The organism is Nocardia sp. NPDC051990 (genome assembly GCF_040680755.1).
In the GTDB taxonomy this organism is placed as follows: Bacteria; Actinomycetota; Actinomycetes; order Mycobacteriales; family Mycobacteriaceae; genus Nocardia.
In genome coordinates this window covers 229,690-252,818 of record NZ_JBFAXH010000005.1, presented here as the reverse complement: position 1 = coordinate 252,818, position 23,129 = coordinate 229,690, and the positions used below count along the sequence as shown (strand labels likewise).

Here is a 23,129-nt window from a genome sequence, read left to right as displayed (position 1 = left end):
GCGTATTCGCGGCGGGCCGTTGCGGGCACAGCGCGTCATCGGGAGCGTATGTTGAGTTCCGATAGCATTGCCCGGGGCCACAGTCCGCGCGCTGCTCGCCATGCTCGTCATCAACCGCCGCCATGCCGTCGCGAAAACCACACTGGTGAATAGCATCTGGGGAGAGGAGAGGCCGAATCGCTCCGTTGACGGCCGCTACGCCGCTGTCTCCGGGATCAGTAGCCCGCGGGTAGGGCGGCGAGCATATCGCGCGTCACCGCGACGGCATTATCCGAACTGCCGCCCTTGACCAGCAGTGTCGCGAAGGCCAGATCGCCGCGATAACCGACGAACCACGAATGCGAGCCACCGTCGACCTCGGCCTCCCCGGTCTTCCCGTACACCTCGCCCTGGTCGGCAATGCGTTCGGCGGTACCACCGGTGACCACTTTGCGCATCATCAGGCGCAAACCATCGATCACCTCGGCGCCGAGAGCCGGACGGTCACCGTTTATCTCGGTGGTTCGTCCGGCGATCAGATACGGCACCGGCGCCGATCCGTGCGCGACGGTCGCGGCGAGCATCGCCATTCCGAACGGACTCACGACCACCTTGCCCTGCCCGATACCGTCCTCGGTGCGCTGGATCAGATCGTCGTCCCGTGGCACCGAACCCGATTCGGTCGGCAGCCCGGGAATCGTATATCGCTGTCCCACACCGAATTTCGCAGAAGTATCCGACAGCGCGTCGCCCGGCAGCTCACTGGCCAGCTTCGCGAATGCGGTATTGCAGGACCGCTCGTAGGCAGTGGCCATCGGCACATCGCCGAGTTGGAAGAGGTTGTAATTCGGAATCGTTCGCTCCCCGATGACAATTCGGCTCATGCATGGCAAAACCGTTTCGGGAGTGGCCTTTCCGAGCGTCATCGCGGCGGCCGCGGTCACCGTCTTGAACACCGAGCCCGGCGGATACTGGCCGATGGTCGCCACCGGACCGTCACGGTCGGCTGCCTTGTTCTGTGTGACAGCGAGAATCGCGCCGGTCGATGGTCGCAGCACCACCATCATGGTCTGCTCCGCGCGGCCGTCGACGGCGCGCTGTGCGGAGTTCTGCACATTGCGGTCGATGCTGAGCGAGAACGACGGGGCCGGTTGTGCGGGTACTTCGGTCAGTACGTCGGTATCGGCACCGTTGGCGTTCATGGTGACAACGCTCCAGCCCGCCTTGCCATCCACCTCGGCGATCACCGTCTTGCGCACCTGCGCGAGCAGATCGGGTGCGAAATCCCGGTCGGTGGGGACCATATCCCACTGCTGGGTCACCGTTACTCCGGGCAGGCCGATGAGATCGGCACTCACCTGCTCGAATTCGTTCTCGCTCAGGAGCGCAACGGTGTACGCGCCCTTGGCCGCGTACGCCGCGCTCAGGATCGCCTCGGGGGTGAGCCGCTCGTCGAAACGGTTCAGTGCCGCCGCCAACGAGGTCACCGCATAACCCGGATCCGGTGCGGTGGCCACGGTGAACGTGACCCGAGATACCTTGCCCGGCACCAGCACATCGCTGCCGGACTGCTCGTTCACCCTGGCGCGCGGGGCCGGGTTTGCACGCAATGCCATGGTCTGGGTGTTGCCGAGTTTGGGGTGGATATCCGAGGATGTCCAGCGCACCATCCAGCGGCCGTCACTGCGCCCCATCTGCAATTGTCCGGTGTATTTCCAGATCCGGTCCTTCGGCAGCTGCCACTCGTAGGTGTAGTCGACGGTCGCGGTATCGCCGGCGACCCGGGCCGCGCCGGTATGCGCGCGCAATTTCTCGGCCTGCAACTCGTCCCATGTGGCACGCAGTGCGGCGGTTGCCTTCTCAGGCTGACTGGTGAGTTCGGCCGCGGCCTCGATGTCGTGGTCGGCGAGGGCGGCAAGGAAGGCATCGGCCGCTGGCACCGGGCCCTGTGGGCTGGCCGAACAGCCGGATCCCGCCGCCGCGAGTGCCGCGACGGCCAGCGTGATGAGCATGCGAGTCGACATCGGGACAGATCGTATAGCCAACGGCGAGCAAACGGCTGTGGCGCACCGGTGTTCGGTGCCGCGTTCAATCGAGCAACACGGTCGCGAAGGTGGCGATCTGCCGGAATCCGACCCGGCTGTAGGCCCGGCGGGCGATGTTGTTGTAGTCGTTCACGTACAGACTGGCGGTGCGGCCGGATGCCACCACCGCATTCGCCACCGCGGCTGTGCCTCGGGTGCCCAGGCCCTCGCCGCGGCGTTCGGGATGTACCCAAACGCCTTGGATCTGCCCGGTACGCCGGGACAGCGATCCGACCTCGGCCTTGAACACCACCTCGCCGCCCTCGAAACGCGCCCAGGCACGGCCGGATTCGATCAGGCTCTGGATCCGGCGCCGATAGCCGCGGCCGCCGTCACCCGCGCGCGGATCGACCCCGACCTCCTCGGTGAACATGGCGATCGCCGCAATGAGATAGCGCTCCAACTCATCCGGCCGGACGCGGCGGACCTGCACGTCGGCGGTGGCCCGTGCGGGCTGGCCGAGCGCGAGCAGCGGCTGCGCACCGCGTAGCTCGCGTTCCGGTCCCCAATGCGCGGACAACATCTCCCACAGCGGCAACGTCAATTCCTGACGCCCGACCACCGACGAACACACCCGCGGCCAGCGGACCGCCCGCGCGGCGAAGGCGCGCAATGCATCCTCGTCGCCGCGCAGGGGCACCAGATTCGCACCGGAGAAGCACAGCGATTCGGCCGGACCACCCCGACTCCACAGTTCACCATGGCCGACGCCGGTATCCAGACCGAATTCCTGTAATCGCGCCGCCACCATGCACGAGGCGATCGGATCGCTATCCAGCACCCGCAGCACCTGTGCCAGATCCCGGTTCGCGAGCTGACGCGCGGGGGCATCCTTTGCCCGTCGCGCCGGCTCCAGCAGACTCCGCACATCGCCAGCCTGCCACGAATCGGTCGACTGTGGTACGGCTACTCGGGAACCCGCGATAGCTCTCTGGTCGCTCGAAGAGTCAGCCGACCGTGACCACGGGTTCGCCGGCGACGACTGTCTCGCCCATCTCTTCGGCGATGCGCATGGCCTCTTCGATCAAGGTCTCCACGATCTGCGCCTCCGGCACGGTCTTGATGACCTGACCCTTCACGAAAATCTGGCCCTTGCCGTTACCCGAGGCGACACCCAGGTCGGCCTCGCGCGCCTCACCCGGACCGTTCACCACGCAGCCCATCACCGCCACCCGCAACGGCACCTCCATGCCCTCCAGACCGGCGCTCACCTCATTGGCCAAGGTGTACACATCGACCTGGGCGCGACCGCAGGACGGACAGGAGACGATCTCGAGCTTGCGCGGGCGCAGGTTCAGCGACTGCAAGATCTGCCCGCCGACCTTGACCTCCTCGGCCGGCGGCGCGGACAGCGACACCCGAATCGTGTCGCCGATGCCCTCGGACAGCAGCGCACCGAATGCGACGGCGGATTTGATCGTGCCCTGGAACGCCGGACCGGCCTCGGTCACACCGAGGTGCAGCGGGTAATCGGACCGCGCGGCCAACTGACGGTAGGCCTCGACCATGACCACCGGATCGTTGTGCTTGACCGAGATCTTGATATCGCCGAAGCCGTGGTCCTCGAACAGGCTCGCCTCCCACAGCGCCGATTCGACCAGCGCCTCCGGGGTTGCCTTGCCGTACTTCTCCAACATCCGCTTATCCAGCGAACCGGCGTTCACGCCGATGCGAATCGGAATGCCCGCCGCGCCCGCGGCTTTGGCCACCTCGCCGACCCGGCCGTCGAATTCCTTGATATTGCCCGGGTTCACGCGCACCGCGGCACAACCCGCATCGATGGCGGCGAAGATATAGCGCGGCTGGAAATGGATATCCGCGATAACCGGGATCTGGCTCTTGCGCGCGATGGTCGCCAGTGCGTCGGCGTCCTCCTGACGCGGGCAGGCAACGCGCACGATATCGCAGCCCGAGGCCGTCAGTTCGGCGATCTGCTGCAGGGTGGCGTTGACGTCATGGGTCTTGGTGGTGGTCATCGACTGCACGGAAATCGGGGAATCACTGCCGACGCCCACATTGCCCACCATCAATTGGCGAGTCTTGCGGCGAGGCGCGAGAACGGCCGCGGGTGCGGTCGGCATCCCCAATCCGATTGTGCTGGTCACTTTCGGCTGCCTACTTTCGTGCGTACTTTTTGGGCCGTTCGCCTATCGAGCTTAACCGCGCACTGCGGCTGCTCCCCCTGTGACAGCCATAACATGAGTCATGACGCACAGATGTCCCGAAATACCAGCAATCCAGCCTGCGCGGTGGCTATCGCGGTACAACCGCGACAGGTGGCGCGTCAGCGGAACAACTGAATCGGATTCACGATGTCGGCGACCAGCGTGAGCACCATATACGCACCACCGATCACCACTGCGACATAGGTCACCGGAAGCAGTTTCAGATAGTCGACCGGACCGCCCGGTGCCAGCCCCTTCCAGCCGCGCACGGTATTGCGGATCTTCTCGTAGAGCACCACTGCGATATGACCGCCATCCAGCGGCAGCAGCGGCAACAGGTTGAAGGCGCCGAGGAAGAAGTTCAGGCTGGCCAGGACCAGGATGAACACGCCCCACAGGCCGCGCTCGGCGGTCTCGCCGCCGATCTTGCTCGCACCGTACACACTGACCGGGGTTTCCGGATCGCGCTCGCCGCCGGTCACCGCGGTCCACAGCGCGGAAACCTTCTGCGGCAGCTGGGCCAGCGACTCCACGGTGCGCACGAACATCTGCCCGGCGTACGCGCCGGCGGCCGGAATCGCGGCCAACACGTTGTACTTCAGGGGTTCGTAGTACTCCGAACCGACGCCGACCGCGCTGACTTCACGGCCCGGACTGCCGTCCTCGGGATAGCGCGTGACACGTTCGGGAGTGACCTCGATGGTCTTGGTCTGACCGTCGCGCTCGATGGTGTAGGTGAACGGGCCGGTCTGCTTCTGGGTTTCGGCGGTGAATTGCTGCCAGGTCGTCACCTTCACGCCATTGACGGCCTTGACCACGTCACCGCGCTGCATCCCGGCCCGCTGCGCCGGACCGGTGCCCTGACAGTCGGCCAGCGACTTATCCGGATTCTGCTGGGCGACGCATTTCATCGCGCCGATGGTGGTGGCGGGCGGCTGATCGAAGCGCGGCAGGCCCCAACCGATCGCGAGCACGACCAGCAGGAGAAAGCCGAGCACGAAGTTCATCCCGATCCCGCCGAACATCACGACCAGGCGCTTCCAGGTGGCCTGACGATACATGGCCCGGTCGAGATCCTCCGGTGCGAGTTCGTCCAATGCGGTCATGCCCGCGATATCGCAGAAGCCGCCGAGCGGCAGCGCCTTGAGGCCGTATTCGGTTTCACCGCGCTGGAACGAGAAAATCTTCGGACCGAAGCCGATGAAATAGCGCCGCACCTTCATGCCGGTGGACTGAGCGGCCCACATATGCCCGCATTCGTGCAACGCGATCGAAATCGTGATGCCGAGGGCGAACAGTACGAACCCCAACGCGAACACCATTTGCTGTACAGCCCTCCTGCGTTACGCAGCTCGCCTCGAATGAAGTGCCGCCGCCCACAGCGGCCGCGACTACCCGCACAGGCGCGTCCGTCCGCGCCGCGAGCACCCCGACCACAGTAACCGGACGCCGACCAACCCTCTCCGTCAAGTCTGCCAGGCCACCGTCCGTCGGCGCGTCATATGCCGCTCGATCTAGCGGTTGACCAGTGTGCGCGCGTAGTCGCGGGCCCAGGTATCGGCGGCAAGTACGTCCTGCAAGGTCTCCGGTTCGGCGCGCCACTGATCGGCTGCCTCGACAGCGCGGGCGACGGTGCGCACGATATCCGGGAAACGAATGACGCCGTCCAGAAAGGCTTGCACCGCAATCTCATTCGCCGCGTTGTAGACCGCGGTCACGCTGCCGCCAGCAATGCCTGCCTGCCTGGCCAGCTCGACCGCCGGGAATACCGCATTGTCGACCGGCTCGAATTCCCAGGTCGAGGCGGTGCTGAAGTCGCATGCGGCGGCTGCGCCCGGCACCCGATCGGGCCAGCCGAGAGCCAATGCGATCGGCAACTTCATGTCGGGCGGGCTGGCCTGGGCCAGGGTGGAACCGTCGGTGAAGGTGACCATGGAGTGCACGATCGACTGCGGATGCACCGTGACATCGATGCGGTCGTAGGGCACGCCGAACAGCAGATGCGTCTCGATCAGTTCGAGGCCCTTATTCACCAGCGAGGCCGAATTCAGCGTGTTCATCAGGCCCATCGACCAGGTCGGATGTGCCTTCGCCTCGGACGGGTTCACCGATTCCAGCATTTCGGTGGTCCAGCCGCGGAACGGGCCGCCCGATGCGGTCAACACCAGCCGATCCACCTCCTCGGCCCGGCCGCCGCGCAGGCATTGGGCGAGCGCGGAGTGTTCGGAGTCGACCGGCACGATCTGCCCGGGTGCGGCGGCCCGGGTCACCAGCGAGCCGCCCGCGACGAGGGATTCTTTATTGGCCAGCGCCAAGCGGGTGCCCGATTGCAGCGTGGCGAGGGTCGGTTCCAGGCCGAGCGAGCCGACCAATGCGTTGAGTACGACATCGGCCTCGGTGCGGCGCACCAGTTCGGTGACCGCGCCCGGACCGCTCAGCGCCAAGTCGAGGTGTGCACCCGCGGCCGGATCGGCGACTGCGACATTGCGGGTCCCGGTGGCCGCCATCTGTGCCGCGAGCAGTTCGGTATTGCCGCCGCGCGCGGCCAGGCCGACCACCTCGAACTTATCGGGATTGGCGGCAATCACCTCGAGCGCTTGGGTACCGATGGAACCGGTACTGCCGAGCAGAAGGACTCTCACAATGTCGGACACAGCCCCATTGTGGCAGCGGGGCCAGCGCCGGACCCGAAGGCGGTAGCCTGCGTAACCACCCAGGGGGCCGCTGACCCCGCCGATCAAACACAGCCCTGCTGGCTACGACGAGCGGTCGTATGCCACGATATCGGCAGCAACGCCCACACCGAGCTAAGGAGCGATCGTGGCCGCCACGGAACTCGAACCCACCAGTGACCGCGCAATCGTCACCCACGTGGATACCGCCGAGGTTCCGTCCGCCGAATGGGGCTGGAGCGGGGAATCGCGCCGCACCTTCCGCGCCGCGGGCTGGATCGTCTGCTTCATCCTGGTGGCCATGACGATCGGCAACCACAAGGGCCATATCGAGGACGTGTTCCTGGTCGGCTTCGCCCTCGTGATCGCGGGCGCGATGATCCGCGACTCGATCCTGCGCCGCAAGCCTCGATAGTCCACGCCGAAAGGCATTGACTCGGTTGCGGATTCGCCCGCCTAACGCCCTCGTCGCTTGGCGGGCTTTTTCTTGGCTCCGGCGTTCTTGACGACGCTTTTCGCGGCACCCCGCGTCGAGCGCGTCGCGGTGATCTTCTTCGGCTCGGTCTTCTTGCGCTGCGTCTGGGTACGCGAACTGCGTTCCGAGCGGCCGCGCACGATGCCGACGAACTCCTCGATCAGCTCGGTGGTCTGCGCGGCGGGCCAGGCCAGGGCGATTTCGGTTTCCGGGACGCCCATCATCGTCCGGTAGACGAGGTCGCGACGGGCGTGCAGGCGGGCAATGGAATGCGGGACGATAGCGACGCCGACACCGGCCGCGACCAATTCGATGGTGCCCGAGATCGCATCGATATCGCTCGCGTCCTGGATCCGTTCACCCGCCAGATCGCCCATGCCCACCTGCTCGAACAGTGACAGGGTGTGGTCCTTGGGCACTACAACGACGGGCAGCTCGCGGTAGAGCGGAATCGCGCTCAGACCCGCACGATCGATGGGCAGGCGAACGAAGCAGGCGTCGACGCGCCCATCACGGAGCGCGGCGAGTTGTTCTGCCATCGGAATCGGGATCACCTCCAGCGGAGTGTCCGGAAACCGCTCACCCCAGATCCGCGTCCACTTGGAGACCGTGACACCCGGCACGAAGCCGACCCGCAGCACGACATCCGCAGCGGCCACGGGCTCGGGCTGCTCGGCGCGCCCGATGATGTCCCTGGCATCGCGCAGCAACTGCTGTCCGGCCTCGGTCAGCTGGGTCGGCTGCGCGCCTGGCACAAAGAGTTTGGCCCCCAGTTCGTGTTCCAAGTCGATCACCGTGTGACTCAACTTCTGCCGCGAAATGTGCAGCGATTTCGCCGCGCGGGCGAAATGCAGTTCCTCGGCAACCGCGACGAACCAGCGCAGGCGGGTCACGTCGATGGATTCGGGGTTCATTCGTATCAGCGTATTGCCCTCGGGGCCGGGGGCTCGCGAGGCGGGTGGTCCGGAGCCGCGACGGGCCGGATAGGCCGTGGCCTCGCATACTCGTCCGAGCGCAAACAGACCGCGGGCCGACCGCATCCGGCTGTGCCCATTAGGCTGTACCGGTGAGCCCGGATAAGAAACCGCAGACCATGAAGCCGCAGACCGCGGCGAACAAGCTCGGCATCTACCTTCCGGCGACGCCCGAGGAATTCCGCAACTCCCCGATCTCCCGCGCCGAACTCGAAGAACTGCGCACCAATCCCCCGGCCTGGCTGGCCGAACTGCGCAAGACCGGACCCTTCCCCCGCGATATCGTCGCCCGCAAACTCGGAGTTTCCAATACCGGCCTGGCCCGCGCCGAAGTCTCCGACGCGATGAACGCCGAGGAAATCGCTGACCTGCTCGCCGACCCGCCGGAATGGCTGATTCGCGAGCGCGAGAACTTCGCCGAGGTGCGGAAGGAGAACGAGCGCATCAAAGCCCAACAGGCCGAACGCCGCGCCGCCTCCAACCGCCCCGCCAAGAACCGCACCTAGCGCAGCAACACCCGGTCGGGGTGCGGCTGCACTTTGTGCGGGGCGATGGAAGCGGTTATGTCGCACCGGATTTCGTGGTCACCAGTTGGCAGGTTCCATCGGTGCACGAACGCTGCAGTCGGCCATGTGAGAGGGTCTGCAGCAAGCCGATCGCCCAGCAGGTTGGACAGCCACGCAGTGCGACGAGGCCGACCGGCAGGAGCAGCAGGCTGGCGAGGCCGAGTACGGGCATCAGCGCGAACGAACCGATTACCGCGCCGAATCCGATTGCGCCACGGACCAAATGGCGCGATAACGACGTGCTGGCGAACTCACCCGCCCATCCCCGACCACCACCTCGCATGGCATCGCTACGCGCTGTTTCCGTCATTACCGACCTCCAGACTCCGCTGTACCGCCGAACGTGCCCGATGCAGTCGTGATTTCATCGCCGCGGTGCTCAGTCCGAGCAGATCCGCGACCGTCCGGCCGCTGTACCCCTGCACATCTCGCATGATCAGCACCCGCCGCTGATCGCCAGGCAGTGCCGCGATCGCCGCGGCCACCCGCTCGGCCTCCAGGCGATTGATCGCCTCCTCTTCCGCCGATGCGACGGCCGAATCGGGATCAGGTTCAGCCCGGCGCGTGCGCAATCGCAGTTGCCGCAGGCATTCGTTGCGCACGATCCGAAACATCCACGAGGCCAACGCACCCGATGCCCGCAGCGTCCCGATCTTGCGGTACAGAATGATCAACGCCTCCTGCGCCGCGTCCTCGGCATCCTCCGGCGTCGCGCACAGCGAGTACGCGAATCGCCGCACATGCGGATGCGCTCCGGATATCAGCGTGCTGATCGACTCGATATCGCCCTCGCGCGCCGCGGCGACGAGATGTTCGTCGGGCCAGCACATCCCGGTCACTGCGACCGGCTCCGCCGCCGCAGCACGGTGATGCTGCACGCACAAATGAGCAGTGCTCCAACAACAATCGCGGCAAGGATCACGTCAACCTCCCGATCTCGTGCCGGCCGTGTTGCCGACACAAGTATGAGAGGTGTAAGCCCGCGCAAAGGATTCACCGCGATCATGCGCCGCGGCCCGACCCATGCAACAAATAATCAGGCGTTGTTACTATGTGCCGAAGGACATAGAGGAGGTGCGGTGGCTGAGGCCGATCGGGCACCGGCGGGCGTCGATCCATCCAAGCCGAACGCAGCTCGGGTGTATAACTACATGCTCGGCGGTAAAGACAATTACACGGTGGACCAGCGGGTCGCCGAGCGCATGCTCGCGGTCGCGCCCGACGCCAAGACGACCGCATGGTTCAGTCGCAAATTCCTCCTCAGAGCCGTGCAGGACGCCGCCGAGGCGGGGATTCGGCAGTTCATCGATATCGGTGCTGGCATCCCCATCTCACCCAACGTGCACCAGGTCGCGCAGAAGGTCGACCCCTCGGCGCGTGTGGCGATGATCGACTACGACCGGGTCGTGTACGTACACACCAACGCGCTGCTGTCCGGCACATCCGGCGTCACGGCGATACTTGGTGACATTCGCCGACCGGACGAGATCATCGAGAAGGCGAAGACCGAAGGGCAGATCGACTTCGCCCAGCCGGTAGCGATTCTGATTGTCGGCGTGCTGCACTTCGTGATGGACGATGAGCGGCCAGCCGAGATCATCGCACGCTTGCGCGATGCCATGGCGCCAGGAAGCATCCTGGCCTTCACCCACGGATCCGCGGATACGATCCCGGAGTTCGTCACGCGGTCGACCGGCGATACCAACGGCAGCTCGGCGCAGGTCCGATTCCGGACCCCGGAAATGGTGGCGGCCTACCTGGACGGTTTCGAGGTGGTCGAACCCGGGCTGGTACCGGTACAGGAATGGCTCGGCAACGACCTGCCCCCCACCAAGTTGGTGATCTTGGGCGGCGTCGGACGCAAGCCCTAGCTTGCGGCGAGCGTATCGGCCCGCGCCGCCAGCGCATCGGCGATCGGACGTGGACGGCGACCGAGGCCACAAGCGCTCGCGACGCCGTCGACTGGTCTGCCCAGTGCGTTCTCGATCATCCGTAGGGTCTCGACCTGATGTGCCACCGTGGGCGTGTCGTGGACGAATCCCGCATAGAAATTGGTGCCGTCGCCGAGGGACAGGTCCGCAAGAGGTGCGTAGTACGCGGGATTCGTCGACGGCGGGATATCTCCCGCCGCGAGCGGGCCGTGCACATAGGTCAGCGGGCGATCCGACGGCCACTGCCGGACAACGGAATTGGCCAGCTCCACGAACGGGCGCAGATCACGCATACCGGCCCGGGACTTGTTGTGCATACTGCCGACGCACAGGTGCACGCCGAATCTGGTTCCCGCAGGGGCGGATTCGGCCAGTGCGGCAATTCCCTCGCCCAGATGCAATGCCGCGTCCAGCCGCCGGTGCAGTGGTTGTGTCTTTGCCATGAGGACCATTTCCGCGGTGGCCTCCAGCTGCACGGTCCCGTCGGTACCGACCAGTTCGTGGATGGCCGCGATATCGCGCACGGTGGCATCACGAAATGCCCTGCGGTGCAACCGGACACCGGGAATACCCATGGCGATGAATGCCAACGTGAAATCGGTCGGCATCCCGATTTGGAGAGACAGTTCGAGCAACTCGCGCGCCGCGCGCAGATCTCGGAATATCGGGAGCGCCTCCTCGGCCTCGGCGAGATAGCCGAGGTCCATCATGTCGCCCGTCAGCTCGCGACCGTCCGGGACCCGATGGATGGTCCGCTCCCGACTCGACCCCCACGTGCCCGCCTTCTTCACCTCCAATGCGCCCTGGGCCACCAGATCCTCGATGATCGGCTGGATATAGAACTCGTAGCGACGCGTCTCACCGGTCGGGAGCGTGCGTAGCCGTGGCCCCGCGGCATCGAGCATCGCGCCCATCGCGTCTTCCGTACTCGTTCCCGGAAAGCTGCCGACGAAATGCACACCACGCGAACCCATGCCGTGCATCGTAGAACGTGTCTTCGTCACGCAACCCCATAGCGACGGATCTTCGTGTGCGGTATGGTGATTCGCCAGAAGATGGCGCGGCGCACAATATTTCCCATTCGGAGGGAACGCGGTGACGAAGCTCTACACCCGAATGCTGGTAGCCGCTACCGCGGCGGCAACAATGTTCGGTGTGGTGCCGGGCGTGGCCGATGCCGATCCAGCCACCTCGCCAGACCGGTGTCAGGAGCTCACTTTCCCGGTACCGCAGGGGACCCTGGGCGCTACCCTGTGCCTGCCGGACCAGCCGACCGATACCGTCATGGTGTTGATGGCGGGTTCCAACTACAACCACATCTACTGGGATTTCCCTTACGCCCCAGAGACTTACAACTTCCGGCACGCGATGAATGCCGCGGGCTACGCGACGCTGGTGGCCGATCGACTCGGTAACGGCGCGAGCACTCGCCCGCCGAGCATGTCACTGACCGCGACCGCCACCGCAGAAGCCCTGCACGACATCGTGCAGGCCCTGCGCAACGGACTCGCGGGCGGACAACCGTTCGGCAAGGTCGTCACCGGTGGTCATTCCCTGAGTTCTGGAACCTCGGTCATGGAAGCCACCACCTATCACGACGTCGACGGTGTGCTGCTCACCGGATATTCGCACACCCTGAGCGTGCCGGACGTCCTCGGCGTGATCGGCAGCTATTACCAGGCTGTACAGGACCCCGTATTCGCCAGCCACGGATACGATTCGGGCTATCTCGTGACCCGACCGGGCACCCGCGCCAGTGCTTTCTTCGGACCGGACAATTTCGATCCCCAGGTGCTCGCGATCGATGAGGCAACCAAGGAAACCTTCTCGCTCACCGAATATCCCGACGGGTTGACCTCCACTCTGCCCGGGATGTCCAGTTTGATCACCGCCCCGGTCATGCTGGTCAATGGCAGTGTGGACCGGTTGTCCTGTGGACCCGCCTATTCGATCTGCACCGACAGCGCAACCCTGCAGGCCGCAGAGGAGGCGTTTTTCACTCCGGCCGCGCGGTTGCGCACCTTCGTGCTGCCAGGCAGCGGACACTCGGTGAATCTCGCGCGGAATACCGCGCAATATCAGGCCGCCGTTATCGACTGGATGAAGTCGATCGCCGAATAAGTCGGTAGCTCAATCCGCTTGCGGCAGTTGCGGTTCCGTGATCATAACGGGCACATAGGGGCACACGACCGCGGCGGCGCGACCGTGCGCCTGCGGATCGCACCGGTAACGCACCGGCTGACCTTCCGCCAGCGCGCGGTAGCCCGGCACATCGATATGGCTGTATTCGACGAATACCGGCCATTGCCGGACACCGTCGGGATCGATGAAGCCGAACCCCCGCTGTTCGTCGAACCAGGCCACGGTACCGGTCAGCCATACCGAAGTCGGATCGATAACGCTGCTCATGGCGGGCGCCGATGCGTGCCATGATGCCGGATGCACCACGTCCTCTTCTGCGCGCTCGTGCACGGCCAGCGTGCGGACCAACTCCTCGAACGACCCACGCTTGGCCGCACCTTGCGCGAGCTGTACTTTTTCGATCAGCCCCTTGATCAGTTCGTGCTGTGCGCGCAAGAGCGTGACGACGTCTTTCTGCTGACCGGTGGCCATTGCGTACCTCCTCGATCGGGGACGGAGCGACCGCGGCTCCTCTCGTCCGCGCATACCCGCAAGCGGCACAATCACACCTGAGCCAGGGCCGTGCGGGAGCCGAGTCGGTCATGGGGGACGGTCAGTCCGTTGACACCGCCTCCACCGCGCCGCCGGTATCGGTATTGCCCAGCGCGACGGCCACATCGGCCGGCGCCACAATGCCCACCAACCGGTCACCGTCGAGCACCGGAACCCGGCCGGATCTGATGCATCGATATGACATTCAGTACCTGATGACGACCGCACGTGAACATGCGCTGCACGGGCTGGAACGCCGAGCGCGGCTAACCTTCGGCGGCGAGTTGTCCGCAGGCGGCGGCGATTTCCTGGCCGCGGGTGTCACGCACGGTACACGGGACGCCCTGTGCGTTGACGCGGCGAACGAATTCGGCCTCAACAGGTTTCGGGCTGGCATCCCACTTGCTACCCGGAGTCGGGTTCAGCGGGATGACATTCACGTGCACTCGGGAGCCAAGGGCCTTGTGCAGCTTGGCGCCGAGCATATCCGCGCGCCACGGCTGGTCGTTGATATCGCGAATCAGCGCGTATTCGATGGATACCCGACGACCGCTCTTATCGGCGTAGTAGCGGGCAGCATCAAGGACCTCGGCGACCGGCCAGCGGTTGTTCACCGGCACCAGGGTGTCGCGCAGTTCGTCGTCGGGGGTGTGCAGCGACACCGCGAGGGTGACCGAGAGGTCCTCGTCGGCGAGCTTGCGAATCGCCGGAGCCAGGCCGACGGTGGAGACGACCACGTTGCGCTGAGAAATACCGAACCCGTCCGGCGCGGGTGAAGTGATGCGACGGACTGCGGCCACCACTCGCTTGTAGTTGGCCAGCGGCTCGCCCATACCCATGAAAACGATATTGGACAGGCGGCCCGGACCGCCCGAGACCTCGCCATCGCGCATAGCGGCAGCCGCGGCACGGACCTGATCGACGATCTCGGCGGTGGAGAGATTGCGGTTGAGGCCGCCCTGACCGGTCGCACAGAACGGGCAGGCCATACCGCAGCCCGCCTGGCTGGAGATACAGAGGGTGGCGCGGTCGGGATAGCGCATCAGCACGCTCTCCAACAGGGTGCCATCGCCCGCGCGCCACAGGGTCTTTCGCGTCTCGCCGCCGTCGCAAGCGACATGCTTTACTACCGACATCAGCGGCGGGAACAGCGCCGCGCCGACCTTTTCACGCACCGTGGCGGGCAGATCGGTCATCTGCTCCGGATCGGCCTGCAGGCGGCCGTAGTACTGGCGCGCGATCTGGTCGGCGCGAAACTTCGGCAAACCGAGCTCCTCGACCGCGGCCTTGCGGCCGTCGGCATCGAGGTCGGCGAGGTGGCGCGGCGGCATGCCACGGCGCGGAGCATCGAACACGAGGGGCAGGGAGGCCGTCATAGTTCCTCCAGTGTCCCATCTCGCGTGAGTGGCCCTGCCCGAAGGTGACCATCACGACCTCCGACGCGACGAAGGTCACGTTCGATCAACCGGCACCCGCAACAGCGCGCCCCTTGCCGGGGTTCGCAACATGCCGATCCTCGACACCGAAACGCGTACGCCGGCCATAGCGATCAGCGATGATCGGACCATGACCAGCCACGCCGAGTCCCCGGAGCCGGAGCGCACCGGAGAGGTCACACCTCCGTCACCGACCGGCGGCAAGACTGTGGAGCCATCCGGCCGCAAGACAGTGACGACGACTCGGACCGGCCAGACCTGGGTCGGATTGATCGCCGCGGCGCTGATCGGGATCGTGGTGCTGATCTTTATCCTGCAGAACCTGGAACAGCAGCGAGTGGATCTGTTCTTCTGGAACTTCTCGCTGCCGGTCGGAATCATGGTCTTGCTGTCGGTGATCGCCGGCGCGTTGGTGATGGCGCTGGTGGGCGGTCTGCGCATTTTCCAACTCCGCCGCGCGGCGAAGCGCTAGCACCATCCCCTCGCCGCCGCCAGCGTGGTGGGAGGCGCCGAATCGACTGGAACGCTCGGCCGAACCGATCCATACCCAACGACTGCCCGATGCGCGACACCACATCGGCAGTCGATCGCCTCGGGTACGCGGCGTGGTCGAGGCGATCAGATCAGCGTGGACAGCACCAACCAGGACACGAAGGCCGAGGGCAGCATCGAGTCGAGGCGGTCCATGATGCCACCGTGGCCGGGCAGCAGGGTGCCCATGTCCTTGATACCCAGTTCCCGCTTGACCTGAGATTCGATGAGATCGCCGACGGTCGCGACCAGTACCAGGCCGACGCCGAGCACCACGCCGACCATCGAATTGGCGTCCAACAGCAGGGTGACCGTCAGCAGCCCGCCGATCACGCTGAACACCAGCGAACCGCAGAAGCCTTCCCAAGACTTCTTCGGGCTGATCGCGGGCACCATCGGATGCCGCCCGAACAGCACACCCGCCACATAACCGCCGACATCGGAGCAGACCACCAGGATCATGAAGGTCAGCACCCGCAGATTGCCGTTGGGCTCGAGCAGCAGCAGCGTCGCGAACGAGGCAAGCAGCGGGATCCAGGCCAGGGTGAAGATCGCGATCGCGGTGTCGCGCAGGAAGTTTCGCGGCGCGGTCTGCAAGCCGTGATCGAAAAGGCGCCACACCATACAGATCAGCGTGGTCGCGGCGAAGGCGCCCGCCACACCGCTGGCGCCCCATGGCCAGCCGAACCAGAACATCGCCTGACCGCCGACGATGAGCGGGATCCGCGGGACGAGCACGTCCGCCTCCCGCAGTCGCTTGGCGACCTCCCAGGTGGCGACGCCTACACTGGCGGCCGCGACACCGATGAACACCTTCGGTACGAACAGCAGGATCGCGATGAGCGAGAGACCGAGGCCGAAGCCGACGGCCAAGGCGGCGGGCAGATTGCGGCCGGCACGCGAGGCGGGCGCCGCGGCTTCCGCCGAGTTCTGCTGGCTGGTGGCATTCACCGGCTCGCCCATCGAATGTTCAGGGGTCGTGGATTCGTTCTCGGATCCCGGCGTGGCCGGTCCCCAGGCCGAGATCCCACCGCTCGCGGGTCCGGGCGTCGTCGGCCCTGACGGTGCGGTCATCGCCTTTCCGCTGGTCACGGGCGCGGTGGATTCCCGTCGCGCGGCCTCGGACGTCGCGGAGTCGGTGCGCACGGGTTCAGGAGGTGCGGCCTTGGGAATCGCGGCATCGACCGCGCGCCCATCCTTCGCATCAACTGTGCCGTTGGCCGGCCTCGGCTCCTCGGCCGCACCGGTCGCGTCGGCGTTCTCGGCCACGATTGTCCCGTCGCTCAACTCGTCGTTCCGTTCGTCCCCCGCCCGGGCGGGCCCGAAAGATCCGGCCTCGGACCTCAGACCTCGAGCAGTTCAGCTTCCTTGTGCTTGACCAGTTCATCGACCTGGCCGACATATTTCGCGGTGGTTTTGTCGAGCTCCTTCTCGGCGCGCCCGACCTCGTCCTCACCCGCCTCGCCATCCTTCTGGATCCGCGACAGTTCGTCCATGGCCTTACGGCGGACATTTCGAATCGAGACCTTGGCGTCCTCGCCCTTGCCCTTGGCCTGCTTGGCCAGTTCACGGCGCCGCTCCTCGGTGAGCTGCGGGACCGAGATCCGAATGATGTCACCGTTGTTGGTGGGGTTGACACCGAGATCCGAATTGCGGATCGCGGTTTCGATCGCGCCGAGCGTCGACTGCTCGTACGGCTTGATCACCACCATCCGCGGCTCGGGCACGGTAATGCTCGACACCTGGGTAATCGGTGTCGGCGAACCGTAGTAGTCGATGACAATCCGTTGGAACATACCCGGATTCGCCCGACCGGTACGGATGGACCCGAGATCGTCCTTCGCCACCGAGACGGCCTTCTCCATCTTCTCCTCGGCATCGAAGAGCGCTTCTTCAATCACGACCGTTTCCTCCACAGCGTCGTCATCGTCATGATCCGCGGGCGCGGGGTCAGGACCGAACCAATGTGCCGATCTTCTCACCGGCGACCGCACGGGCGATATTGCCCTTCGTCAACAAATTGAACACCAGCATGGGCATTTCGTTGTCCATGCACAGGCTGAAGGCCGTCGCGTCGGCGACCTTCAGGTCACGCTCGATGACCTCTTTATGGGTGATTTCGGTGTACATGGTCGCACTCTGGTCGACGCGGGGATCCGCGGTGAAGACCCCGTCGACGGCCTTGGCCAGCAGCACCACATCGGCGCCGATCTCCAGCGCACGTTGGGCGGCGGTGGTGTCGGTGGAGAAGTAGGGCATGCCCATACCCGCGCCGAAGATGACAACGCGCCCCTTCTCCAAGTGCCGCTTGGCGCGCAGTGGCAGGTACGGTTCGGCCACCTGCCCCATGGTGATCGCGGTCTGCACGCGGGTGTCGATGCCCTGCTGTTGCAAAAAGTCTTGCAGCGCAAGGCTGTTCATCACCGTGCCGAGCATGCCCATGTAGTCCGAGCGGGCGCGTTCCATACCGCGCTCCTCGAGTTCGGCGCCGCGGAAGAAGTTGCCGCCGCCGATCACGACGGCCACTTGAACTCCGCTGGAAACCACCTCGGCGATCTGCTCGGCGACCATCTGCACCACATCGGGGTCGAGCCCGACCTTGCCACCGCCGAACATCTCCCCGCCCAATTTGAGAAGCACCCGGCGATATCCTGGGCGGTCGGTCCCGGGGTACGTCATGGGTGTTCGTCTCCTTCGGCGATAGATTTCGGTCTGTCTACACAGCACGTGGGCCGGATGGCAACGCGGAGGCTCAATACGGAGCGCCTTTATCCTGCCCTACTCGGATTCGATGTGGGTAGAAGCCCCCCTCGGACGCAAGGAACTCGCCCGGTCAGGCTCGGGAATTGCGGATGAACGAGCAGCATCCGGACAGCCGAAACCCCTCGTACACCAGATCCGGTGTACGAGGGGTTTCACGGGCGTGATCAGGCCTGGCCGACCTCGAAGCGGGCGAAGCGGGTCACGGTGACACCGGCCTCGTCCAGCAGCGCCTTGACGGTCTTCTTCGAATCGGTGACCGACGCCTGCTCCAGCAGGACGACATCCTTGAAGAAGCCGTTGACGCGGCCCTCGGTGATCTTCGCCAGCGCGGCCTCGGGCTTGCCCTCTTCCTTGGCGGTTTCCTCGGCGATGCGGCGCTCGTTCTCCACCACGTCGGCCGGTACATCCTCGCGGGTCAGGTACTTGGCCTTGAGCGCGGCGACCTGCATGCCGACGGCACGCGCGGCCTCGGCGGCTGTGTCACCCTCGCCCTGGTACTCGACCAGCACGCCGACGGCGGGCGGCAGGTCGGTGGCACGCTTGTGCAGGTAGACGGCGACCGGGCCGTCGAAGGCGACGACGCGACGCAGCTCGAGCTTCTCGCCGATCTTGGCCGCGAGTGCCTGCATCGCCTCCTCGACGGTCTGGCCGTCCAGCTTCAGCGCCTTCAGCGTGTCCAGGTCGGCGGCCTTGGCGGCCGCGGCGGCGGTCACGATCTTGTCAGCGAGGCCCTGGAACTCGTCGTTCTTGGCGACGAAGTCGGTCTCGGAGTTGATCTCGATCAGCACGCCGTCCTTGGCGACGACCAGGCCCTCAGCGGTAGCGCGCTCGGCGCGCTTGCCGACATCCTTGGCGCCCTTGATGCGCAGCACCTCGACGGCCTTGTCGAAATCGCCGCCGGTCTCGACGAGCGCGTTCTTGCAGTCCATCATCCCGGAGCCGGTGAGCTCCCGCAGCCGCTTCACGTCAGCGGCGGTGTAAGTCGCCATCGGTGGCGATCCTCCTGTGTGTTGTCTCGGGTGGTAACACCACCTTGCCGACCACTCCTACTCAGGAGGGGTCGGCAAGGTGAACAAACGCCATTGCGTCGGCAGCCTCAGGGTCGGAGGCGGCAGCCCGCGTAGCCGTGCAGGCCCCGCTGCCGCCGCCCATCCAACACTGCGTCGATCAGGCGTCGGCCGGGGTCGCGGGCGCCTCGGCGTCGGTCGCCTCGGTCGCGGCGGGCGCGGCCTGCGCGAGCAGCTCCTGCTCCCACTCGGCGAGCGGCTCGCCCGCACCGGCTTCCGGCTTCTCGTCACCGGTGGCAATGCCGGCCCGCGCCTGCACGCCCTCGGCCACCGCGGAGGCGACGACCTTGGTCAGCAGTGCGGCGGAACGGATTGCGTCGTCGTTACCCGGGATCGGGTAGTCGACCAGGTCGGGATCGCAGTTGGTGTCGAGGATCGCGATGACCGGGATGTTCAGCTTGCGCGCCTCGCCGACGGCGATGTGCTCCTTGTTGGTGTCGACGACCCAGATCGCCGAGGGCACCTTGGCCATATCGCGGATACCGCCGAGGGTGCGCTCCAGCTTGTTCATCTCACGCGTGAGCATGAGGATTTCCTTCTTGGTGCGACCCTCGAAGCCACCGGTCTGCTCCATCGCCTCGAGCTCCTTGAGGCGCTGCAGGCGCTTGTGCACGGTGGAGAAGTTGGTGAGCATGCCACCCAGCCAACGCTGGTTGACGTAGGGCATCCCGACGCGAGTCGCCTCGGCCGCGATCGACTCCTGGGCCTGCTTCTTGGTGCCGACGAAGAGGACGGTGCCACCGTGGGCGACGGTCTCCTTGACGAACTCGTAGGCCTTGTCGATGTAGGTCAGCGTCTGCTGCAGGTCGATGATGTAGATGCCGTTGCGGTCGGTGAAGATGAACCGCTTCATCTTCGGGTTCCAGCGCCGGGTCTGGTGTCCGAAGTGTGCGCCGCTGTCGAGCAGCTGCTTCATGGTTACGACAGCCATGGTGCCGTATCTCTCTTTCGTTGCCGGTTGCCGCAGCGAATCGGTGATCCGCCGCCCTGGCGCCTCCGAATCATCGGACCTGATCGTGAGGATCAGGACCAGCCGATGATTCCCTGCTTCGCATGCGCTGCCGAGTCACGAAGTCGAGCTTCGTTCGAACAGCGCCGTTACGAACAAGCACGGGGTGGCGCGCGAAGTCGGTCCGTGCAGGCACAGACCGCTCGACTAGTCTACGGGCTGCGGGGCCGAGTTTCTAAATCGCCCTGTCACGGGTGGAAACGGGCGATCTTCACAACCGGGCACGTTGTCCACACTCGCCGAAGCGAGGGTACTGCGGCTGCTGTGCGCGGCCGACGCTTGAAGCATGAATCGCATAGCTATCTCGATGACCATGCTCATCCCACCGCTGTTCCTGCTATCACTGGCTTTGGCGCCGCCGGTTTCGGCCGCACCACCGAATGGCGTGGCTGCCGTCACGCTACCTTCGGGACCTACGGCAATCGCCACGTCTGATGGCGGTTTTCCTGGATCGGAAGTCGTGTTCGGGGAGTGCACAGGCTCGGTTTGTTCGACGCCGCAGGCGGAAGGTGGGCCGATGCGGGTGCCGGATCCACTCCGGGCCGCGCCGCTCGTAGTGCGTGTTGCGCCCGGTACGTTGGGTTTGGATGTCGCACTGAATGCCCGCGTGAATATCGCGCCTCATGCGTCGGGTGTAGCCGTCGTGCTCGACGCAGCCTTGGTCAACATTGCGCCTGGCACGCTGGGAGTCAACCTTGCGTCGAATGCGCTCCGGGTTGCTGGTGCGCCGGATGCAGTGCACGCGAATATCTCATCCGACGAGCTCTGCGGAAATGTCACTCCCGAGCCACCTCCGGTAAACGTCGCGTCTGATGCACCACAGGGGAACGTCACCCCGGACGCACTCCACGTCGATGTAGCGCCCGACGCACTCCGTGCGGACCGTGCACCCAACGTGCTCCGGGCGGGCAGTGCGTTCGATGCGGGTGCGGCCGATGGCGGGCAGACACCGAGCTCCGATGCGGACGCGGCACCATTCACCGCCGATATCGCCCGGGCGGATGGCACCGGGTCGGCGAGTTCGTTGCCGCGGATTGTCAGCGATCTGATGTCGCGGCTGCGGGATCTGGTTCGGCGGGCTCCGCTCCCCCTGTCCCGCTGATCACGGATGAACCGCCTTGGCAGGGTCAGCTGGCCGCATCGGCGGCGGCTGATTCCGATTGTCCTCGCGGTCATCGCTCTGCTGGGACTCGGTGCGGAGCAGTCGGTTTCGGCTGCTCCGCACGGGGAGTTCAGCTGGCCGATGCAGCCACGGCCCACAGTCGAGCGGCAATTCGACAAACCGGCGCAGGACTGGCTACCCGGGCATCGGGGGGTCGATCTGGCAGGTGTGCCTGGGCAGGCGGTGCTGGCGGCCGGAGACGGAATCGTGGTGTTCGCGGGGACGGTCGCGGGCAAGCCGGTCGTGTCGATCGATCACCCCGGCGGGTTTCGAACCACCTACGAGCCGGTGCAGGCAGAGGTTTCAGTGGGCCTGCGCGTCGGCCGCGGAACGCGAATCGGCACCTTGGTGGCGGGACATGAGGGTTGCGCGGCGGCCGCGTGCCTGCATTGGGGTGCGAGACGGGAAGCGAGCGGACACAGCCGCCGTGAATACATGGATCCGCTCGGACTACTGCACCCGACTCTGCGACTGAAGCCGGTGACCTGACTGCCTCCCCGCACCTACAGGTGGGGATTCGGACCTTCGCACCGCTTCACGAACGCCTCCAGCAGCTTCGGAGGTTGCTCTTCCGTCATGACAGTTCCGGGGTGAGGATCGGGTTATGGGATATGGGCTCGGAGATCCGCCGTTCACCTATACCGAGGTCGGCGCGACTAAGGGGGTGCCGCCTGCGGGCTATCACCGGTTTCGGCTGCGCCGCCGGATCGGATACGGGCGAGCGCTGTTCGAGCGCGCGGGCGCGGAAATCCTGGCGTATCGAATGCAGAAGGGCACCCGCATTTTTCGGGACGCCGACACACCGACCGCGGAGCCGGGGACGCGACTGACGATGCGATTGGGCGTCGGTCCGATCGGCATCACCGCACCATGCCGGGTCGTATACATCCTCGACGAACCGGACCGGCGCGGCTTCGCCTACGGCACGCTGCCCGGACATCCGGAGATCGGCGAGGAACTGTTCGCCGTCGAATACGACCCGACCGATGACACCGTCTACGGCCTGGTGACGGCCTTCTCCCGCCCCGGAGCCTGGTACGTCCGGCTCGGTGGACCGGCGGTTCGAGCCATTCAGCGCATCATCGCCGGAAAGTACATCGACACGCTTCCGATGTCCGCCTAGGAGCCCGGCACGTCACGCCTGGCATGGAACGTCGAATTCGGCTGGAGCACAGCCGAATTCGATGTGCCCGCTCGAAGGACTTAGAGCTGCGCCGCGAGTGCGGCGGCTTCGGCGCGCAACAGGTCACCGTGGTGGGAGCCACCGAGAGTGTCGTATTCGGCAGCCGCCTGCTGTCGGTCGGAGATTTCGGCGCGAACGATCTGCTCGATATCGGCCTCGGTGAGTTCACGGCGGCGAGCTTCGGCGGCGCCGAGTCCGACTGCGCTGCTCTCGATCGCACCGGCCTCGATATCCACGGTGTCGATCGCTTCGGCGTTATCGATGGCACCGAGGGCGGAGCGCAATCCGGCGATCGCGCTGCGGTCGTGGGTCTTCATCGCGGCGGACAGCGCGGTGCGCAGGCGCGCATGCAGGGGCACGGATTTGTCGATGGCTGCGGTGGACATGGTCGACGACCGTACGCGGCCGCACCCCACGGGTCGAGCGATTCAGCCTAATGCCCCACAAGGTCGCGCGCTA

General features: G+C 65.7%; 26 protein-coding genes. 8 read left to right on the top strand and 18 right to left on the bottom strand.

The window, feature by feature from the left end; all coding sequences use genetic code 11:
* Nucleotides 1–215: 215 nt before the first annotated feature.
* The 5 genes from AB0L63_RS12900 to dxr form a co-directional block, all read right to left on the bottom strand.
* On the bottom strand, nt 216–2,003 hold the full coding sequence (locus AB0L63_RS12900; RefSeq protein ID WP_364498877.1) for a penicillin-binding transpeptidase domain-containing protein: 1,788 nt from the start codon (nt 2,001–2,003) through the stop codon (nt 216–218).
* 64 nt (nt 2,004–2,067) lie between these two features.
* Nucleotides 2,068–2,931: a GNAT family N-acetyltransferase gene (locus AB0L63_RS12895; RefSeq protein ID WP_364498874.1), complete on the bottom strand. Its 864-nt coding sequence runs from the start codon at nt 2,929–2,931 to the stop codon at nt 2,068–2,070.
* A 79-nt stretch (nt 2,932–3,010) separates the two neighbouring features.
* Nucleotides 3,011–4,168: a flavodoxin-dependent (E)-4-hydroxy-3-methylbut-2-enyl-diphosphate synthase gene (gene ispG / locus AB0L63_RS12890; protein WP_364498871.1), complete on the bottom strand. Its 1,158-nt coding sequence runs from the start codon at nt 4,166–4,168 to the stop codon at nt 3,011–3,013.
* A gap of 179 nt (nt 4,169–4,347) precedes the next feature.
* A complete protein-coding gene (locus AB0L63_RS12885) occupies nt 4,348–5,550 on the bottom strand; it encodes a site-2 protease family protein (RefSeq protein WP_364498868.1) in 1,203 nt (400 codons plus the stop codon).
* A 192-nt stretch (nt 5,551–5,742) separates the two neighbouring features.
* The gene (dxr, locus tag AB0L63_RS12880; RefSeq protein ID WP_364498865.1) at nt 5,743–6,882 is read right to left on the bottom strand and encodes a 1-deoxy-D-xylulose-5-phosphate reductoisomerase; all 1,140 of its coding nucleotides are present in this window, start codon (nt 6,880–6,882) and stop codon (nt 5,743–5,745) included.
* Nucleotides 6,883–7,048: 166 nt separating this feature from the next.
* Here dxr and AB0L63_RS12875 point away from each other — a divergent pair, with 166 nt between their 5' ends.
* On the top strand, nt 7,049–7,315 hold the full coding sequence (locus AB0L63_RS12875) for a DUF2631 domain-containing protein (RefSeq protein ID WP_364498863.1): 267 nt from the start codon (nt 7,049–7,051) through the stop codon (nt 7,313–7,315).
* A 41-nt stretch (nt 7,316–7,356) separates the two neighbouring features.
* Here AB0L63_RS12875 and AB0L63_RS12870 read toward each other — a convergent pair whose 3' ends face one another.
* Nucleotides 7,357–8,289: a LysR substrate-binding domain-containing protein gene (locus AB0L63_RS12870; protein WP_364498860.1), complete on the bottom strand. Its 933-nt coding sequence runs from the start codon at nt 8,287–8,289 to the stop codon at nt 7,357–7,359.
* A gap of 152 nt (nt 8,290–8,441) precedes the next feature.
* Between AB0L63_RS12870 and AB0L63_RS12865 the strand changes: the two genes are divergently transcribed.
* Complete coding sequence (locus AB0L63_RS12865; protein WP_364498857.1) at nt 8,442–8,855, top strand: DUF5997 family protein; 414 nt, start codon at nt 8,442–8,444, stop codon at nt 8,853–8,855.
* A 55-nt stretch (nt 8,856–8,910) separates the two neighbouring features.
* Here AB0L63_RS12865 and AB0L63_RS12860 read toward each other — a convergent pair whose 3' ends face one another.
* Nucleotides 8,911–9,225: a hypothetical protein gene (locus AB0L63_RS12860; protein WP_364498854.1), complete on the bottom strand. Its 315-nt coding sequence runs from the start codon at nt 9,223–9,225 to the stop codon at nt 8,911–8,913.
* A complete protein-coding gene (locus AB0L63_RS12855; RefSeq protein ID WP_364499184.1) occupies nt 9,206–9,745 on the bottom strand; it encodes an RNA polymerase sigma factor in 540 nt (179 codons plus the stop codon). Before AB0L63_RS12855 ends, AB0L63_RS12860 begins: the two co-directional genes overlap by 20 nt.
* A 249-nt stretch (nt 9,746–9,994) precedes the next feature.
* Here AB0L63_RS12855 and AB0L63_RS12850 point away from each other — a divergent pair, with 249 nt between their 5' ends.
* Nucleotides 9,995–10,786, top strand: a complete 792-nt coding sequence (locus AB0L63_RS12850; protein WP_364498852.1) for an SAM-dependent methyltransferase — start codon at nt 9,995–9,997, stop codon at nt 10,784–10,786.
* On the opposite strand, the gene AB0L63_RS12845 is transcribed toward AB0L63_RS12850, so the two are convergent.
* Nucleotides 10,783–11,820, bottom strand: a complete 1,038-nt coding sequence (locus AB0L63_RS12845; protein ID WP_364498848.1) for a hypothetical protein — start codon at nt 11,818–11,820, stop codon at nt 10,783–10,785. The genes AB0L63_RS12850 and AB0L63_RS12845 overlap by 4 nt on opposite strands.
* Nucleotides 11,821–11,941: 121 nt before the next feature.
* Here AB0L63_RS12845 and AB0L63_RS12840 point away from each other — a divergent pair, with 121 nt between their 5' ends.
* Nucleotides 11,942–12,967, top strand: a complete 1,026-nt coding sequence (locus AB0L63_RS12840; protein WP_364498845.1) for an alpha/beta hydrolase — start codon at nt 11,942–11,944, stop codon at nt 12,965–12,967.
* 9 nt (nt 12,968–12,976) lie between these two features.
* On the opposite strand, the gene AB0L63_RS12835 is transcribed toward AB0L63_RS12840, so the two are convergent.
* The 3 genes from AB0L63_RS12835 to rlmN all read right to left on the bottom strand — a co-directional run bounded on the left by AB0L63_RS12835 (nt 12,977) and on the right by rlmN (nt 14,895).
* Nucleotides 12,977–13,459 carry a cold shock domain-containing protein gene (locus AB0L63_RS12835; RefSeq protein WP_364498842.1) on the bottom strand — a complete coding sequence of 161 codons (483 nt, stop codon included), beginning with the start codon at nt 13,457–13,459 and terminating at the stop codon, nt 12,977–12,979.
* 121 nt (nt 13,460–13,580) lie between these two features.
* Complete coding sequence (locus tag AB0L63_RS12830; RefSeq protein ID WP_364498839.1) at nt 13,581–13,724, bottom strand: hypothetical protein; 144 nt, start codon at nt 13,722–13,724, stop codon at nt 13,581–13,583.
* A 61-nt stretch (nt 13,725–13,785) separates the two neighbouring features.
* Nucleotides 13,786–14,895, bottom strand: a complete 1,110-nt coding sequence (gene rlmN / locus AB0L63_RS12825) for a 23S rRNA (adenine(2503)-C(2))-methyltransferase RlmN (RefSeq protein WP_364498836.1) — start codon at nt 14,893–14,895, stop codon at nt 13,786–13,788.
* A gap of 190 nt (nt 14,896–15,085) precedes the next feature.
* On the opposite strand from rlmN, the gene AB0L63_RS12820 reads away from it, so the two are divergent.
* Nucleotides 15,086–15,427 carry a lipopolysaccharide assembly protein LapA domain-containing protein gene (locus AB0L63_RS12820; protein WP_364498833.1) on the top strand — a complete coding sequence of 114 codons (342 nt, stop codon included), beginning with the start codon at nt 15,086–15,088 and terminating at the stop codon, nt 15,425–15,427.
* 146 nt (nt 15,428–15,573) lie between these two features.
* Here the strand turns inward: AB0L63_RS12820 and AB0L63_RS12815 are convergent, their stop codons facing one another.
* The 5 genes from AB0L63_RS12815 to rpsB all read right to left on the bottom strand — a co-directional run bounded on the left by AB0L63_RS12815 (nt 15,574) and on the right by rpsB (nt 20,247).
* Nucleotides 15,574–16,449, bottom strand: coding sequence for a phosphatidate cytidylyltransferase (locus AB0L63_RS12815; RefSeq protein WP_364499181.1), 876 nt, complete (start codon nt 16,447–16,449; stop codon nt 15,574–15,576).
* 380 nt (nt 16,450–16,829) lie between these two features.
* Nucleotides 16,830–17,387, bottom strand: a complete 558-nt coding sequence (gene frr / locus AB0L63_RS12810) for a ribosome recycling factor (RefSeq protein ID WP_040693344.1) — start codon at nt 17,385–17,387, stop codon at nt 16,830–16,832.
* Nucleotides 17,388–17,436: 49 nt separating this feature from the next.
* On the bottom strand, nt 17,437–18,165 hold the full coding sequence (gene pyrH, locus AB0L63_RS12805) for a UMP kinase (protein WP_364498831.1): 729 nt from the start codon (nt 18,163–18,165) through the stop codon (nt 17,437–17,439).
* Nucleotides 18,166–18,413: 248 nt separating this feature from the next.
* On the bottom strand, nt 18,414–19,238 hold the full coding sequence (gene tsf, locus AB0L63_RS12800; protein ID WP_364498828.1) for a translation elongation factor Ts: 825 nt from the start codon (nt 19,236–19,238) through the stop codon (nt 18,414–18,416).
* A gap of 178 nt (nt 19,239–19,416) precedes the next feature.
* Nucleotides 19,417–20,247 (bottom strand): 30S ribosomal protein S2, encoded by an 831-nt coding sequence (rpsB, locus tag AB0L63_RS12795; protein WP_364498826.1) that lies wholly within the window; start codon nt 20,245–20,247, stop codon nt 19,417–19,419.
* A gap of 595 nt (nt 20,248–20,842) precedes the next feature.
* On the opposite strand from rpsB, the gene AB0L63_RS12790 reads away from it, so the two are divergent.
* The 3 genes from AB0L63_RS12790 to AB0L63_RS12780 all read left to right on the top strand — a co-directional run bounded on the left by AB0L63_RS12790 (nt 20,843) and on the right by AB0L63_RS12780 (nt 22,610).
* Nucleotides 20,843–21,427 carry a hypothetical protein gene (locus AB0L63_RS12790; protein WP_364498823.1) on the top strand — a complete coding sequence of 195 codons (585 nt, stop codon included), beginning with the start codon at nt 20,843–20,845 and terminating at the stop codon, nt 21,425–21,427.
* A gap of 6 nt (nt 21,428–21,433) precedes the next feature.
* A complete protein-coding gene (locus AB0L63_RS12785) occupies nt 21,434–21,976 on the top strand; it encodes a M23 family metallopeptidase (RefSeq protein ID WP_364498820.1) in 543 nt (180 codons plus the stop codon).
* 115 nt (nt 21,977–22,091) lie between these two features.
* On the top strand, nt 22,092–22,610 hold the full coding sequence (locus AB0L63_RS12780) for a DUF1990 domain-containing protein (protein ID WP_364498817.1): 519 nt from the start codon (nt 22,092–22,094) through the stop codon (nt 22,608–22,610).
* 80 nt (nt 22,611–22,690) lie between these two features.
* On the opposite strand, the gene AB0L63_RS12775 is transcribed toward AB0L63_RS12780, so the two are convergent.
* Entirely contained in the window at nt 22,691–23,056 is a 366-nt protein-coding gene (locus tag AB0L63_RS12775) for a hypothetical protein (protein ID WP_364498814.1), read from the bottom strand.
* Nucleotides 23,057–23,129 lie beyond the last annotated feature (73 nt).

What these genes read in the sequence shown, in the direction of transcription:
- AB0L63_RS12900 (WP_364498877.1), bottom strand. Translation starts at nt 2,003, where the DNA reads ATGTCGACTCGCATGCTCATCACGCTGGCCGTCGCGGCACTCGCGGCG.
- AB0L63_RS12885 (WP_364498868.1), bottom strand. Translation starts at nt 5,550, where the DNA reads ATGGTGTTCGCGTTGGGGTTCGTACTGTTCGCCCTCGGCATCACGATT.
- AB0L63_RS12870 (WP_364498860.1), bottom strand. Translation starts at nt 8,289, where the DNA reads ATGAACCCCGAATCCATCGACGTGACCCGCCTGCGCTGGTTCGTCGCG.
- AB0L63_RS12860 (WP_364498854.1), bottom strand. Translation starts at nt 9,225, where the DNA reads ATGACGGAAACAGCGCGTAGCGATGCCATGCGAGGTGGTGGTCGGGGA.
- AB0L63_RS12855 (WP_364499184.1), bottom strand. Translation starts at nt 9,745, where the DNA reads ATGTGCTGGCCCGACGAACATCTCGTCGCCGCGGCGCGCGAGGGCGAT.
- AB0L63_RS12845 (WP_364498848.1), bottom strand. Translation starts at nt 11,820, where the DNA reads ATGGGTTCGCGTGGTGTGCATTTCGTCGGCAGCTTTCCGGGAACGAGT.
- AB0L63_RS12835 (WP_364498842.1), bottom strand. Translation starts at nt 13,459, where the DNA reads ATGGCCACCGGTCAGCAGAAAGACGTCGTCACGCTCTTGCGCGCACAG.
- AB0L63_RS12830 (WP_364498839.1), bottom strand. Translation starts at nt 13,724, where the DNA reads ATGTCATATCGATGCATCAGATCCGGCCGGGTTCCGGTGCTCGACGGT.
- rlmN (WP_364498836.1), bottom strand. Translation starts at nt 14,895, where the DNA reads ATGACGGCCTCCCTGCCCCTCGTGTTCGATGCTCCGCGCCGTGGCATG.
- AB0L63_RS12820 (WP_364498833.1), top strand. Translation starts at nt 15,086, where the DNA reads ATGACCAGCCACGCCGAGTCCCCGGAGCCGGAGCGCACCGGAGAGGTC.
- AB0L63_RS12815 (WP_364499181.1), bottom strand. Translation starts at nt 16,449, where the DNA reads ATGGGCGAGCCGGTGAATGCCACCAGCCAGCAGAACTCGGCGGAAGCC.
- pyrH (WP_364498831.1), bottom strand. Translation starts at nt 18,165, where the DNA reads ATGACGTACCCCGGGACCGACCGCCCAGGATATCGCCGGGTGCTTCTC.
- tsf (WP_364498828.1), bottom strand. Translation starts at nt 19,238, where the DNA reads ATGGCGACTTACACCGCCGCTGACGTGAAGCGGCTGCGGGAGCTCACC.
- rpsB (WP_364498826.1), bottom strand. Translation starts at nt 20,247, where the DNA reads ATGGCTGTCGTAACCATGAAGCAGCTGCTCGACAGCGGCGCACACTTC.
- AB0L63_RS12790 (WP_364498823.1), top strand. Translation starts at nt 20,843, where the DNA reads ATGCGGGTGCCGGATCCACTCCGGGCCGCGCCGCTCGTAGTGCGTGTT.
- AB0L63_RS12785 (WP_364498820.1), top strand. Translation starts at nt 21,434, where the DNA reads ATGAACCGCCTTGGCAGGGTCAGCTGGCCGCATCGGCGGCGGCTGATT.
- AB0L63_RS12780 (WP_364498817.1), top strand. Translation starts at nt 22,092, where the DNA reads ATGGGATATGGGCTCGGAGATCCGCCGTTCACCTATACCGAGGTCGGC.
- AB0L63_RS12775 (WP_364498814.1), bottom strand. Translation starts at nt 23,056, where the DNA reads ATGTCCACCGCAGCCATCGACAAATCCGTGCCCCTGCATGCGCGCCTG.